Annotated in this window: 11 protein-coding genes; 5 read left to right on the forward strand and 6 right to left on the reverse strand. The window is 72.6% G+C overall.

The annotated features are described in order from the left end of the window. Positions 1-56: 56 nt before the first annotated feature. Entirely contained in the window at positions 57-1,439 is a 1,383-nt protein-coding gene (locus ACZ64A_RS09480) for a glycine--tRNA ligase (protein WP_469809322.1), read from the forward strand. An 84-nt stretch (positions 1,440-1,523) separates the two neighbouring features. Here the strand turns inward: ACZ64A_RS09480 and ACZ64A_RS09485 are convergent, their stop codons facing one another. Beyond that, positions 1,524-1,952, reverse strand: a complete 429-nt coding sequence (locus tag ACZ64A_RS09485; RefSeq protein ID WP_469809323.1) for a hypothetical protein — start codon at positions 1,950-1,952, stop codon at positions 1,524-1,526. A 280-nt stretch (positions 1,953-2,232) separates the two neighbouring features. Between ACZ64A_RS09485 and ACZ64A_RS09490 the strand changes: the two genes are divergently transcribed. Then, entirely contained in the window at positions 2,233-3,243 is a 1,011-nt protein-coding gene (locus ACZ64A_RS09490; protein ID WP_469809325.1) for an aldo/keto reductase, read from the forward strand. Positions 3,244-3,268: 25 nt separating this feature from the next. Then, complete coding sequence (locus tag ACZ64A_RS09495; protein WP_469809326.1) at positions 3,269-3,859, forward strand: TetR/AcrR family transcriptional regulator; 591 nt, start codon at positions 3,269-3,271, stop codon at positions 3,857-3,859. Positions 3,860-3,947: 88 nt separating this feature from the next. On the opposite strand, the gene ACZ64A_RS09500 is transcribed toward ACZ64A_RS09495, so the two are convergent. Further along, the gene (locus ACZ64A_RS09500; RefSeq protein ID WP_469809327.1) at positions 3,948-5,378 is read right to left on the reverse strand and encodes an MFS transporter; all 1,431 of its coding nucleotides are present in this window, start codon (positions 5,376-5,378) and stop codon (positions 3,948-3,950) included. A 101-nt stretch (positions 5,379-5,479) separates the two neighbouring features. Here ACZ64A_RS09500 and ACZ64A_RS09505 point away from each other — a divergent pair, with 101 nt between their 5' ends. After that, a complete protein-coding gene (locus ACZ64A_RS09505; RefSeq protein ID WP_469809328.1) occupies positions 5,480-6,370 on the forward strand; it encodes a helix-turn-helix transcriptional regulator in 891 nt (296 codons plus the stop codon). Positions 6,371-6,414: 44 nt separating this feature from the next. Here ACZ64A_RS09505 and ACZ64A_RS09510 read toward each other — a convergent pair whose 3' ends face one another. Further along, complete coding sequence (locus ACZ64A_RS09510) at positions 6,415-7,866, reverse strand: MFS transporter (RefSeq protein WP_469809329.1); 1,452 nt, start codon at positions 7,864-7,866, stop codon at positions 6,415-6,417. Between the two features lie 80 nt (positions 7,867-7,946). Between ACZ64A_RS09510 and dusB the strand changes: the two genes are divergently transcribed. Next, the gene (gene dusB, locus ACZ64A_RS09515; RefSeq protein WP_469809330.1) at positions 7,947-9,146 is read left to right on the forward strand and encodes a tRNA dihydrouridine synthase DusB; all 1,200 of its coding nucleotides are present in this window, start codon (positions 7,947-7,949) and stop codon (positions 9,144-9,146) included. A gap of 50 nt (positions 9,147-9,196) precedes the next feature. On the opposite strand, the gene ACZ64A_RS09520 is transcribed toward dusB, so the two are convergent. The 3 genes from ACZ64A_RS09520 to ACZ64A_RS09530 form a co-directional block, all read right to left on the reverse strand. After that, complete coding sequence (locus ACZ64A_RS09520) at positions 9,197-10,966, reverse strand: alkaline phosphatase family protein (RefSeq protein ID WP_469809331.1); 1,770 nt, start codon at positions 10,964-10,966, stop codon at positions 9,197-9,199. Positions 10,967-11,068: 102 nt separating this feature from the next. Continuing rightward, positions 11,069-13,006, reverse strand: coding sequence for an amylo-alpha-1,6-glucosidase (locus ACZ64A_RS09525; RefSeq protein ID WP_469809332.1), 1,938 nt, complete (start codon positions 13,004-13,006; stop codon positions 11,069-11,071). Further along, positions 13,003-14,481 carry an MGH1-like glycoside hydrolase domain-containing protein gene (locus ACZ64A_RS09530; protein ID WP_469809333.1) on the reverse strand — a complete coding sequence of 493 codons (1,479 nt, stop codon included), beginning with the start codon at positions 14,479-14,481 and terminating at the stop codon, positions 13,003-13,005. Before ACZ64A_RS09530 ends, ACZ64A_RS09525 begins: the two co-directional genes overlap by 4 nt. Positions 14,482-14,553: the final 72 nt, after the last annotated feature.

Genomic DNA, 14,553 nt, shown 5'->3' on the forward strand with positions numbered 1-14,553 from the left:
AGCATTCGCTGGAAGCATCTCGCTTCGTCGCCCGTCGTCGTAATGAAGAGAGCACCGTGGCCGCCGACAAGATCGACACCATCGTCAGCCTGAGCAAGCGCCGTGGCTTCGTTTTCCCGTGCAGTGAGATCTACGGCGGACAGCGTGCCGCCTGGGACTACGGACCGCTGGGTGTCGAGCTCAAGGAGAACATCAAGCGCCAGTGGTGGCGCTACATGGTGACGTCGCGCGAGGACGTGGTCGGTCTCGACTCGTCCGTGATCCTGGCCCCCGAGGTCTGGGTCGCCTCCGGCCACGTCGCCACCTTCACCGACCCGCTCACCGAGTGCACCTCCTGCCACAAGCGGTTCCGCGCGGACCACCTGGAGGAGGCGTACGAGGAGAAGAAGGGTCGCGCCCCCGAGAACGGCCTCGCCGACGTCAACTGCCCGAACTGCGGCAACAAGGGCCAGTTCACCGAGCCCAAGCAGTTCTCCGGTCTGCTGTCGACGCACCTCGGCCCGACCCAGGACTCCGGCTCGGTCGCCTACCTGCGTCCCGAGACCGCCCAGGGCATCTTCACCAACTTCGCCCAGGTGCAGACCACCTCGCGCCGCAAGCCGCCGTTCGGCATCGCCCAGATGGGCAAGTCCTTCCGCAACGAGATCACGCCGGGCAACTTCATCTTCCGCACCCGCGAGTTCGAGCAGATGGAGATGGAGTTCTTCGTCAAGCCGGGCGAGGACGAGCAGTGGCAGGAGTACTGGATGGAGCAGCGCTGGAGCTGGTACACCGGTCTCGGCCTGCGTGAAGAGAACATGCGCTGGTACGAGCACCCGAAGGAGAAGCTCTCCCACTACTCCAAGCGCACCGCCGACATCGAGTACCGCTTCCAGTTCGGCGGCAGCGAGTGGGGCGAGCTGGAGGGTGTCGCCAACCGCACCGACTACGACCTGAGCGCCCACTCCAAGGCCTCCGGCCAGGACCTGGCCTACTACGACCAGGAGGCCGGCGAGCGCTGGACGCCGTACGTCATCGAGCCCGCGGCCGGTGTCGGCCGCACCATGCTGGCCTTCCTCCTCGACGCCTACGTCGAGGACGAGGCGCCGAACGCCAAGGGCAAGATGGAGAAGCGGACCGTGCTGCGCCTGGACCACCGCCTCGCACCGGTGAAGGCCGCGGTGCTGCCGCTGTCCCGCAACCCCGAGCTGTCCCCGAAGGCCAAGGGGCTCGCCCAGGCGCTGCGCCAGCACTGGAACATCGAGTTCGACGACGCCGGCGCCATCGGCCGCCGCTACCGCCGCCAGGACGAGATCGGCACGCCGTACTGCGTCACGGTGGACTTCGACACGCTGGACGACAACGCCGTGACCGTCCGCGAGCGTGACTCGATGAAGCAGGAGCGCGTCTCCCTGGACCAGATCGAGGGCTACCTCGCCTCGCGCCTGATCGGCTGCTGACGCCGCCCGCCCGACGGCGAAGGCCCACCCCTTGTCTCAGGGGGTGGGCCTTCGTGCGTGTCGGGAGAGGGGGAGGCGCCTTCCTCACATGACCTTGACGGTCACCGTCGGCGAGTGGACCTTGCCCGCGGCGATCCGCAGATGCTCGGTGCCCTTGGTGTTGAAGGAGGCCGTGAGGCGGTAGCTGCTTCCCTTCTTGACGGTGGTGTGCTCCTTCAGGGACGTCCACTTGCCGTTGTGCTGGCTCTGGAGCGTCAGCGTGGTGCCGATCTTCAGGCCCTTGGTGCGGCCCGTGAACATCACCTTCTCGCCCGTCTTCACGGTCGTGCGGTCGGCCTTGACGGTGATCGAGGCGGCGGTGGAGTGGCTGGTGCCGTGCGTGGTCTGGTGCGGGTACGGGCTGGGCGGTGAGGTCGCGGCGAGAGCCCCTGCCGTCCCGCCCGCCATCAGCGCGGCGGACAGGGCGCCGACCGTGAGGACGCGGCCGCAGTGTCCACGGAACGTGGTCTTCATCTTCGGCTCCTTGGGATGCGTATCCCGGGGACGCGGGGGGTCCGACGGGCTGGACGCTTTCCTTCCAGCCTTCGCCCGTCGCCCGGACCCGGCGAGCGTGCCGGGGTGAGCGCGCGGTGAGAAACACCCTGCCGCGCACTGAAGCAGCAGGTCGGAGCAGGTGTCGGCGGGCGGAGTCTCTTACCCGGATTCTCAACCGGACGTCTGTGTGGCGGCAGGGGCTGACAACTATCGAATGACAGATATTGAAATTTGTCAGCTGTCATGGCAGGCTGGAGCCATGACGATGACCACCCGAACCCTCGGCACCACCGGCCCCCAGGTCTCCGCCCTCGGCCTCGGCTGCATGGGCATGTCCGGCATGTACGGCGACGCGGACCGCGCCGAGTCCCTCGCGACCGTCCACGCCGCCCTGGAGGCCGGCGTCACCCTGCTCGACACCGGCGACTTCTACGGCATGGGCCACAACGAGCTGCTGATCAGCGAGGCGCTGCGCACCGCGCCGGCCGCCCTGCGCGGCAACGCCCGGCTCAGTGTCAAGTTCGGCGCCCTGCGTGGCCCGGACGGCGACTGGGCCGGCTTCGACGGCCGCCCGGCCGCCGTGAAGGCCTTCGCCGCCTACTCCCTGCAGCGCCTCGGCGTCGACCACATCGACATCTACCGGCCCGCCCGGCTCGACCCCGACGTACCGATCGAGGAGACCGTCGGCGCGATCGCCGAACTGGTCGAGAAGGGGTACGTCCGGCACATCGGCCTGAGCGAGGTCGGCGCCGACACCGTCCGCCGGGCCGCCGCGACCGCCCCGATCGCCGACCTCCAGATCGAGTACGCCCTCGTCTCCCGTGGACCCGAGCGGGAGATCCTGCCCACCCTGCGCGAACTGGGCATCGCCGTCACCGCCTACGGGGTGCTCTCCCGGGGCCTGATCTCCGGCCACTTCACCGGCGACCGGCAGCTGGCCGCCCACGACTTCCGCGCCCACTCGCCCCGCTTCCAGGGCGACAACCTGCGGCGCAACCTCACGCTGGTCGAGTCGCTGCGCAAGATCGCCGAGGCCAAGGGCGCCACGGTCGCCCAGATCGCCATCGCCTGGGTGCTCGCGCGTGGTACGGACATCGTCCCGCTGGTCGGTGCCCGCACCCGGGAACGCCTCGGTGAGGCCGTGGGCGCGCTGGACGTGACCCTGGACGCGTCCGACCTCGCCGCCATCGAGGCCGCGGTACCGGCGGACGCGGTGGCCGGCGAGCGGTACGCCCCCGCGCAGATGGCCATGCTCGACAGCGAACGCTGATTCCGCTGCCGGGTACCGTCTAGGCATGCCACCGACCAGCGAGATCCTGACCACCGAGCGCATCCTCGAAGCGACCGAGGAGGTGCTGCGACGCCACGGACCGGCCAAGGCGACCGTGGTGGACGTGGCCCGCGCGCTCGGCGTCAGTCACGGCAGCGTCTACCGTCACTTCCGCACCAAGGCGGCCCTGCGCGAAGCCGTGACCAAGCGGTGGCTGGACCGCACGTCGGAGCGGCTCGCCGGGATCGTCGCGGGCGAGGACGCCCCGCAGGAGCGGCTGCGGGCCTGGCTCGCGACGCTGTTCGAGGCCAAGCGGCACAAGGCGGGCGGCGACCCCGAGCTGTTCGCGACCTACACGGTGCTGACGGACGAGAACGGCACGGCGGTCGGCGAGCACATCGCCGACCTCACCGCGCAGCTGACCCGGATCATCGAGGACGGTGTCGCGTCGGGCGCCTTCACCACGTCCGACCCGGCCGCCGCGGCCCGCGCCGTCTTCCAGGCCACGGCCCGCTTCCACGACCCGTGCCACGCGCCCGAGTGGAAGAACCCGTCCGTCGAAGCGGACTTCACGGCGGTGGTGGACCTGATCCTGCGGGGCCTGACGACCCACTGACCCGGCCGTTCACCCGAACCGGAGTCAGGGCCCGTCGTTCGGATCATCCCGGCGTCGCGCGGGGCCAGACGGCGCCCGGACTCATCGCTCAGCCCACCGCCCGCGGCAGCCGCAGGCTCAGCAGCCCCGTCAGCGCCACCCCGGCCAGCTGGACCAGCAGCACCGTGATCAGGGCGTCGCGCATCCCTGCCCCGGGGGTCAGCGACAGGAAGAGGGTGCCGAGCGTGGCCACGCCCAGGGCGAGGGCCGCCTGCTGGGTCGTCGTCATCACCCCGCTGCCGACGCCGGCCCGCGCGGGCGGCACCTCGGAGAGGACCACCCGGTAGATCACGGGCAGTTGCAGGGCCTGCCCGACGCCGGCGACCGCCCCGCCCGGCAGCAGTTCCACGACGCCCAGGTGCGGCCAGGACCACCAGGCCGCCAGGGCGATCAGCGCCAGGCCGGTGCCCTGGAGCACCGCGCCCGCCGTCACGACCCGGGTGCCGAACCGGGCCACCAGACGCGGACCGGCCAGGGAGGTGAAGAAGAACGTCACCGCCAGCGGGGCCAGCGCGAGGCCGGCCCGCACCGGGCCGAGACCCGCGCCCTGCTGGAGGGCGACGGCGACGACGAACATGAACCCGCTGAACCCGATCGAGAACGGCAGGATCAGCACCAGCCCCCGGCGCAGCGACGCCAGCGCGAACAGGCTCGGCGGCACCAGCGGCGTACGCCCGGCCCGGTCCGCCCGGCGTTCCACGGCGAAGAAGGCGGCCGCCGCGACCGGGAACGCGGCCAGCGACAGCCAGGTCCACAGCGGCCAGCCCGCCGCCCGCCCCTCGGTGAGCGGCGCGAGCAGCGTCAGCAGCGCGACGGCCAGCAGCACCGTGCCCGGACCGTCCACCGGCTCCGGGCGCTGCGAACGGGTCTCGGGCACCGTCCGCGCGGCCAGCAGCAGGCCCAGGACCACGACGGGCACGTTGACCAGGAACACCGAGCGCCAGCCGGTGCCCCACAGGTCGGCGGCGACCAGCAGGCCGCCGAGGATCTGGCCCGCGACCATGGACAGGCCGGCCGTCGCACCGTACAGGCCCATCGCGCGGGCGCGGCGCGCCCCGGACGTGGCGGACTGGATGGTGGCCAGCACCTGCGGCAGCATCGCCGCGGAGGCGGCGCCCTGGGCGACCCGGGCGGCGACCAGGGTCCAGGCGTCCGGGGCGAGCCCGCACGCCAGCGAGGTCAGCCCGAACGCGGCCATCCCGGCGAGGAAGAGGCGCCGCCGGCCGAACAGGTCGCCGAGCCGGCCACCGAGGACGAGCAGCACCGCGTAGGCGACGCCGTACCCGGCGACGACCAGCTCCAGCACGGACTCGCCGGCGTGCAGGTCCCGGCCGATGGTGGGCAGCGCGACGTTGACGATGAAGAAGTCGATCAGGGGCAGTGCCGCCGCGAGCAGCACCGCGGCCAGCCCGGGCCCGGTCAGCGCGGGCGGCGAGGCGGGGCCGGATCGGACAGGGTGGGAAGTGAGGGTCTCGGTCACGTGACCGAGCCTGCGCCGGACCGCAGCCTGGCACCAGAGTGTCTTTATCCTGGTAGCAGCACTACCTGGAAACAGGACCCGCGAGGCGGCACCCTGGGAGCATGACCACGTTGGCCCAGGAGACGCTGCCCGCCGCCGCTGCCCCGCGCGGCACCGACATCCGCCGCCACGAACTGGCCGCCTTCCTGCGCAGCCGCCGCGAGCGCCTCGCCCCCGAGCAGGTCGGCCTGCCCCGCGGCCGCCGGCGCCGCACCCCGGGCCTGCGCCGGGAGGAGGTCGCCCAGCTCTCCGCGGTCGGCGTCACCTGGTACACGTGGCTGGAGCAGGCCCGGGACATCCAGGTCTCCGTGCAGGTGCTGGACTCCCTCGCCCGGACCCTCCAGCTCGACGGCACCGAACGCGCCCACCTCTTCCAGCTCGCCGGAGCGGTCGACCCGAGCCCGGCCCAGAGCTGCCCGTCCGTCACGCCCGCGGTGCGAGCCCTGCTGGAGCAGCTGGAGCCGGTCCCGGCGGCCGTCCAGAACGACCGGTACGACATCGTCGCCTACAACCGCACCTACGGCCTGCTGCTGTGCGACCTGGACGCGGTGCCGCCCGAGGACCGCAACTGCCTGATCCTGTCGTACACCGACCCGGACTGGCAGTCCTCGATCGTGCACCTCGAGGAGGCGCAGCGGCTGATGGCCGCCCGCTTCCGCGCCGCGATGGCCGGCCACCTGGGCGAGCCCGCCTGGAAGATGCTCCTGAAGCGGCTGTGCGAGCAGTCCCCCGACTTCCGCGAGGCCTGGGACCGTCACGAGGTCGTGGCGCACCGCACCAAGCGCAAGGAGTTCCTGAACAAGTACGTCGGCCGTCTCACCCTCGACCACACCGACCTGTGGCTCAACCCCGAAATCGGCGCGCGCATGGTCACCTACGTCCCGGCGGACGACGAGACCAGGGCGCGTCTTGAGAAGCTGCACGGAATCGCCCTGAAGGAGCGCGGCGTGTGACGCGGTGCGGCGGCGCCGCGTCGGCCCGAGCAACCACGGACCCCCTAGGCCCGCTCCGAGACCCCCACGACCTGCCGCACCTCGTCCGACGCCAGCCTCTCGGCCGTACGCGACGCAGTGCCCCGCGCCCACCGTCCACTGCTCAGCAGCCCGAGGACCAGCACCGCGACCCCGCAGCCGACGAGGACCCACCAGCCGGGCCGCGCCGCCGAGACGAAGGCACTCCGGTACGAGGACGCCCCCACGCCGGAGGCGAGGAGCGCCCCGACCACGGCGACGCCCAGGGTCTGCCCCAGCTGCCTGCTGGTGGAGGCGACGGCGGCCGCGACCCCGGCCTGCGCCCGCGGCATGCCGGACACCGCCGTGTTGGTGATCGGCGCGTTCACGAACCCGAAGCCGATGCCGAAGAGCACGTAGCCGAGGAACAGCGTCACATCGGCCGTCTCCGCCTCGAACGCGGCGAACAGCACCGCGCTCACGGTCATCGCCACGCCCGCGATCAGCAGCGGCAGCCGTGGACCGCGGGAGCCGACCAGCCGCCCGGACAGCGGGGCGCACAGGAACGTGGGCACGGCCATCGGCAGCATCCACAGGCCGGCGTGCAGAGCGCTCAGACCGCGCACGTTCTGCAGGTAGAGCGTGGACAGGAACAGGAAGCCGCCCAGCGCCGCGAACGCGCTGATCGCGATCACGGTGGCCCCGCTGAACGGTGCCGAGCCGAAGAAGCGCAGGTCGATGAGGGGTTCCTCGCGCCGCGGCTCGTACCACACCAGGGCGAGCAGGGCGGCGAGGGCGAGAGCGGCGAAGGGCAGCACGGTGGCCGGGCCGGCGGCGGGGGCCTCGATGATGGCGTAGGTCAGGGCACCGAACAGGGCGATGATCAGGACCTGGCCGACCGGGTCGGGACGGCGGGCCTTCGGGGCGCGGGACTCGGGGACGTAGCGCAGGGTCAGCAGCAGGGCGGCGAGGCCGACCGGCAGGTTGAGCCAGAAGATGGACCGCCAGCCGACCGCCTCGACCAGCACGCCGGCGACCATCGGGCCCGCGGCCATCGATATGCCGACGACCGCGCCCCACACGCCGATGGCCCGGGCCCGCTCGCGCGGGTCGGTGAAGGTGTTGGTGATGATCGACATCGCGACCGGGTTGAGCATCGACCCGCCGACCGCCTGCACCATCCGGAATGCCACCAGCGCGTCGAGGTTCGGTGCGAGGGAGCACAGCACCGATCCGGCCGTGAAGACCACCAGGCCCGCCATGAAGACCCGCTTGCGGCCGATGCGGTCGGCGGTGGAGCCGGACAGCATCAGCAGGGAGGCCAGGACCAGCGTGTAGGCGTCGATGGTCCACTGCAGACCCGAGGTCGACGCGTGCAGATCGCGTTGCATGGCGGGCAGGGCGACGTTCAGCGCCGTGACGTCGAGGCTCACGATCAGCAGGCTCATGCAGCAGATCGCGAGCACGAGCAGTCTGCGGCGATGGCTCAGCTCGGGCATGGCACCAGAATACTCCTTATCGCTAGTGTGCCTAACTAATTACTTTGGGTCGCCGGGCGGGCGTACGCGACAATGGGGCCATGCCCACGCCCACGACTGATGTGAACTCCACGCTGCGAATCGGTCCGCACCTCGTCGCACCGCCGGTGGTTCTCGCTCCCATGGCGGGTATCACGAATGCGCCCTTCCGCACCCTGTGCAGGGCATTCGCCGAAGGCGAATCGTTCGCCGGAGGCGAACCGAAGGCTGGGGCCAGCGGCGGCAAGGGCCTGTTCGTCAGCGAGATGATCACCACCAGGGCGCTGGTCGAGCGCAACGACAAGACCATGCAGCTGATCCGCTTCGACGACAGCGAGCGCCCCCGCTCGATCCAGCTGTACGGCGTCGACCCGGCCACCGTCGGCAAGGCCGTGCGCATGATCGTCGAGGAGGACCTCGCCGACCATATCGACCTGAACTTCGGCTGCCCGGTCCCCAAGGTCACCCGCAAGGGCGGCGGCTCCGCCCTGCCGTACAAGCGGAACCTGCTGCGCGCCATCCTGCGCGAGGCCGTCAGCGGCGCCGGGGACCTGCCGGTGACGATGAAGATGCGCAAGGGCATCGACGACGACCACCTCACCTACCTCGACGCCGGCCGTATCGCCGTCGAGGAGGGCGTCACCGCCATCGCGCTGCACGGCCGCACCACCGCCCAGCACTACGGCGGCACCGCCGACTGGGACGCCATCGCCCGGCTCAAGGACCACGTCCCGGAGATCCCCGTCCTCGGCAACGGCGACATCTGGTGCGCCGAGGACGCCCTGCGCATGGTCCGCGAGACCGGCTGCGACGGTGTGGTCGTCGGCCGCGGCTGCCTGGGCCGGCCGTGGCTGTTCGCCGACCTGGTCGCCGCGTTCGAGGGGCGGCCCGACGACTTCGTCCGGCCCACCCTGCGTGAGGTCGCCGACGTCATGGTCCGGCACGCCACGCTGCTCGGCGAGTGGCTCGGCGACGAGTCCAAGGGCGTGATCGACTTCCGCAAGCATGTCGCCTGGTACCTCAAGGGCTTCGCCGTCGGCTCCGAGATGCGCAAGCGCCTCGCCATCACCTCCGCCCTCGACGAGCTGCGCTCCGGCCTGGACGAGCTGGACCTCGACCAGCCCTGGCCGGCCGGCGCCGACGGCCCGCGCGGCCGTACCTCCGGCAACAACCGTGTCGTCCTGCCCGACGGCTGGCTGAAGGACCCCTACGACTGCGCCGGCGTCACCGAGGACGCCGAGCTGGACACCTCGGGCGGCTGAGCGGTGCCGTGCGCGCGCCGGCCGGTCTCCCGAGGGCGTTAGCCGGCCGGTCAGTTCCCGGACGGGTGGGGGACCGAGCCGTACGCCGTCAGGAAGCGGTCGCGGAAGGCGCTCATCTTCCACACCGGCGCGGTGTGCGCGGGCCGCAGCCCGTCGGTCCAGCCCCATCCGGCGATCTTCTGCAGCACCTTCGGGTCCTTGGCGACGACCGACACCGGGACGTCCCGGCTGGCGTGGTTGCCGCTGACCCGGGCGATCGGCTGGTGGTCGCCGAGGAAGACGAGCACGGTGTCGTCGGTGCCGTAGCGCTCCAGCCACTGGGTGAGCGCGGTCACCGAGTACTGGATCGACTTGCCGTACTCCTCGCGGGAGGCCGTGGAGTCGGCGATGACGTCCGCGGACCTCTTGCCCGCCTTCTCGATCGCGTCGTAGATCCTGCCGTCGCCGAGCCGGTCCCAGCCGACCATCGTCGGGACCGGCGCCCAGGGCTGGTGGCTGGACGTCAGGATGATCTCCGACATCAGCGGCTTGTCGCGCTTGCGGCCGTGCTCGCGCTGCTGGAACTGCTGCAGCGCGAACTGGTCGGGCATGGTCGACCAGCTGAACTTCGGCCCGTGGTAGCCCAGTTGGAAGGCGTTGTAGACCTTGTCCAGGCCGTAGTACTTCTGCTCCGGCCAGGCCTTCACCACGCCCGGCATCACCCCGACGGTGTCCCACGCGCCGGTCTTGGCGAACGCCTTCGTCAGGCTCAGGTGGTCGCTGGCCATGACCGTGCGATAGCGCTGCTGGTTGCTGATCCACAGCCCGGACATGAAGGTGGAGTGGCCGAGCCAGCTGCCGCCGCCGTAGGTCGCCGACGTCAGCCAGCCGCTCTTCGCGTGGAAGCCCGCCCTGGCGAGCGCCTGGGTGCTCGCGGTGAGGGTGCTGTCCACGCCCGGCGCCATGACCGGGTCCTCGATGGCGCTGCGGCCGTAGCTCTCGATGAACGTGAAGATGACGTCCTTGCCGCGCAGATCCGGCACCAGCTGGGCCGGCGGGGTGTTCCCGAAGGCGTCGGCCCGTGCCTCCTTGCCGAACGCCGCCTCGTCGCGCACGGTGTCCCGCACGGTGCGGGCCTGCGCCTCGGCGACGGTCGCCGCGTGCCGGGTGGCCAGGGGCGCGCCGGCGATCTGCACCCCGAACGCGGCGCACGTGATCCACACGGTCCCGGCGATCAGCGCGCCCCTGGCCGCGCGCCCCCGGTGCCGGGCGAGCACGGAGCCGAGGCGCACGGCGGACAGCGCGACGAGGACGACCAGCAGGACGACGAGCGCGATCGCACCGACCGTGAGACCGAGCGCCGCCGTGGAGCCGAGGGAGTCCGCCACATAGGAACGGGCGTCGGCGAACAGCCCCCAGTCGAGAATCATGTTGAACGGCCGGCCGAGGTATTCCCTGAATCCGATGTCCAGCATGTCCAGCACGGCCAGCCAGCCCACCACCGCCCCGCCGAGCGCCGCCGCGACGATCCGCGCCCGCCGCGGCAGATACAGCAGGACGACCGCCCCGATGACCGCCTCCGCCGGCAGCCGCACGAACGCCGAGGGCCGCAGGTCCGCCTGCGTGTCCGGCATCTCCAGGGCGATCTGCACGAGCAGGGCGGCGCACACGGTGACGGCGAGGGACACCCACCGGGCGGCGGAAGGGTGCCGGGCGCGCCACCGGGCGAGGCGGGCGCGCGGATGCGGGGCGCGCAGGAAGCGGCGGGCGCCGGAGGGCTCGGCGGCGACGGGCGCGGCGGCGCCCTCTTCCCGCTCGGGCGTGCGTGTGTCCTGGGACAACCCGGGGTCCTTCCAACGGCAGGCCGACGAACACCCTCCCGTACGGCGGCCCCGGGGACCTCGTTCACGAGGACCGGGCAAACAACCGGCAAACGGTGCGCCCTAGAGACCGCCCACAGCCGTGAGCAGGGCAAGCGGCGCCGCAGCGGACCGGGCCTCGCGGACACACGCGTGCGGATACGGCACCGGCTCCGCGTGCGTGTCCCGCCCGTACCCGGCGAGGACCTCCGGCAGCCGGTGGCCGCCGGCCGTCGCCGCGTCGACCAGCCCCCGCGCGATCACCCGCGCCTCGTCGTGCAGCCCGTACCGCGCCAGCCCGAGCGCGATGACCGCGTTGTCGTGCGGCCACACCGAACCGCGGTGGTACGACAGCGGGTGGTACGCCGGCTGGCCCGCCGCCAGCGTGCGCACACCCCAGCCCGAGAAGAAGTCCGCCTCCAGCAGACGCCGCCCGACCTGCTCGCCGTACTCCTTGTCCAGCAGCCCCGACCACAGCAGATGCCCGGCGTCCGAGGCCAGCGCATCGACCCGGCGGCCCGCCCCGTCCAGGGCCAGCGCCGGGAAGTCGTGCTCCGGCATCCAGAAGTCCCGCTGGAAACGGTCCCGCAGACCGGTGGCGGCCTGCTCCAGCCGCGCCGCGTACCCCTCGTCCCCCCACACCGTGCGGGCCAGCCACGCCGTGCGGCACAGCGCGTCGTAGGCGTAGCCCTGGGCGCCCGCCGCCATCACCGGGCCGGCGGGGCGGGTGCCGTCGGCGGAGCAGATCGCGCCGGGCGAGTCCTTCCAGTTCTGGTTGGCGAGGCCCCCGCGGTCGGCGCGGTAGACCAGGTAGCCGTGGGAGGTGAGCCCGCCGTGGTCCAGCATCCATGTCACGGCCGCGCGGGCGTGCGGCCGCAGCCGGGAGCCCAGCGCGGTGTCGCCGCTCTGCTCGACGTACGCGCCGAGCAGGACGAGGAAGAGCGGGGTCGCGTCGACCGAGCCGTAATAGCGGGCGTACGGCACCTGCCCGAAATGGGCCAGTTCGCCGTGGCGCACCTCGTGCACGATCTTGCCGGGCTGGGCGACCGGCGCCGTCCCCTCCTCGCCCGCCTGGGTCGCGGCCAGCGCGAGGAGGGTGTCGGCGGCCGGCCGGGGCCGGTGGGGGAGGGTGAACAGCGAGGTGAGCAGGGCGTCCCGGCCGAGCAGCGCCAGATACCAGGGGGCGCCCGCCGCGGGCACCCGCAGTTCCTCACCGTCCGGTCCGCGCGCCGGCACCTGGAGCGCGGCGAGGTCGGCGAGGCCGCGTGCGCAGGCCGCGGCCAGCTCCGGCCAGCCGCTCGGGAAGGCCACGCCCTCGAGGAACCTCTCCTCGTCCGCCCGCAGCCGGTCGGTGACCGACCGCGGGGAGCGCGGCACGCGCAGCGCCCGCTTGTCCCCGTGCGGCCGGGCCATCACCCGCAGGGTCAGTCCGGCCGTGCCGTGCGCCGGCAGGTGCAGCGTCCACACCATCCGCCGCGCGCCCGTGCCGGTCTCCTCCACGGCGTCCGGCGCCGGGTCCGCCGTGACCGTCGTGGACGAGCGCCACTGGCCCCGCCGGTAGGTGAACTCCAGCCCGTCGTCGAGCACTTGGCGGGAGCGTACGACGCCGAGCTTGGCGTAGGTGCGGTGGTCGGAACGCAGCTCGAACTGGTCGGCGAAGTCGGCGTCCACGGTCAGCGCCAGCCGGACCGTGACCGGCACCGGCCGGTTGCCGACCACCCGCAGCACCTCCACGAACGAGCCGTCGCCGACGGCCTGCTCCCGGAACAGCGTGTACGCGGGCGGCTCGTCGCGGCCGCAGCGCGGCACCAGCACACAGCGCGCGGTGTCCCCGCCCGCGACCGGCGTCAGCGTCTCGGGCACCGCGCCGTCGACGGTCAGCTGCCAGCGGCTCAGATGCCGCCCGTCCCGGACGAACAGCCCGGCGGGCACATGCCCGCCGCGCACCCCGGTGATGTCGCCGCCGTCGCCCACGGCGGCGAACGTCCCCCCGTACACGAGCAGATGATGCCGGTCGGTCATCCCCCGTCCCCTCCCCTTGAGTCCCTGTCGCTGCTCTTTCCGAACGTCTCGCCGACCCCCGGGGACACGCCCGCGCCCATGGACCGCTCCCGTGCGCCGTGCAACAGGTCGAGCGTCAGCGCCGCCGTCCAGCCGAAGTCCCGCGTACCGCAGGGCTCACCGGTGTACGGGTCGACGTACTCGGCGAACCCGGAGGCGGCGGCGGTGGACACCAGGGCCCGTGCGAGCGCGTCGGCCCGTTCCCGCTCGCCGTGGGTCCTCAGCCCGCGCTCGATCAGCCAGCCGGTGTTGAACCAGGCGGGGCCCCGCCAGTAGCGGTGCGGGTCGAAGGACTCGCCGAGCAGGTCGTGGCTGGGCACCAGGCGGGTGGTGGTGCCCAGGCCGAAGTGCGCGCCGGTGAGCGTGGCGACCAGCCCTGCGGCCTGCTCGCGGGGCAGCGCCGGCAGCAGCAGCGGGATCAGCCCGGACACCCCGCGCTCGCCGATCAGCCCGCCGCCGACGACGTCCCGGCAGCAGAACATGGACCGCGCCGGGTCCCACAGCCGCTCCACGAGCACCTCGGTCAGCCGCTCGGCGCGCGCGTGGCGGGCCGTGCCGGGCGCGCCGAGCTCCTGCGCGATCCGCGCGAGGGCGTGCTCGGAGGCGATGAGCAGGGCGTTGAAGGCGGGGTCCTCGACGGCGAAGTCGCCCTTCCCGTCGGCGTATCCGCCGTCCCGGTAGTCGGTGGCGAGGCGCACGTACCGCCCGTAGTCCAGGTCGGTGGGCCGGTCCTCGGGGGCGCCGTGGTCGAGGTCGGCGCGGCGGAAGGAACGGGCCGGGGCGGGGGCGACGCGGGCGAGCGGGGCGTCCCAGCAGGGGCTGTTGTCCATGCCCTGCTCCCAGGGGTGCACGACGGACACCAGCCCGCCGCCGCCCAGGTCCCGCCGGTGCAGCAGATACCGGTGCCAGGCGGCCAGCCTTGGATACAGCCCGGCGAGGAAGCCGCGCGTCCGGGACAGCTCCGGGTCGGCCCGGTGCACCAGCCAGGCCGCCAGCGCGTGCACCGGTGGCTGCACGATGCCCGACGTCTGTACCGTGCGCGGGGCTCCCGCGGCACGGCCGGCGTCGGCCGAACGCCAGAAGTCGGGGCTGGGGAAGTAGGCGTCGGAGGGGACGGCGGGATTGAAGACGATGTGCGGCACCCGCCCGTCGCCCCACTGCGCGGCCAGCAGCGTCTCCAGCTCCGTCTGCGCCCGTAACGGCGAGAGGTGCCTGAGCCCGATCGCGATGAACGCGGAGTCCCACGACCACTGGTGCGGATACAGGGTGCGGGACGGCACGGTGGAGGTGCCGGTCCAGTTGGCGTCCAGGACGGCCGCTGCTCTGCCGCGCAGCCCGGCGGGCGCGGGTGCAGGATCGCGGGCGGTGTCGCGTGCGGTGCGACGGGCGGTTGCCTGCTCGGTGCGGCGGGCGGTGAGCTGGGCCGTGCGATCCACTCGGGACTCCCCGAAAGACGTGCGGCCGAGCGACCGGCCGGGACCACTTAGAGTTACGTCTATTTAACACGC

The organism is Streptomyces sp. NPDC104814 (assembly GCF_055583185.1).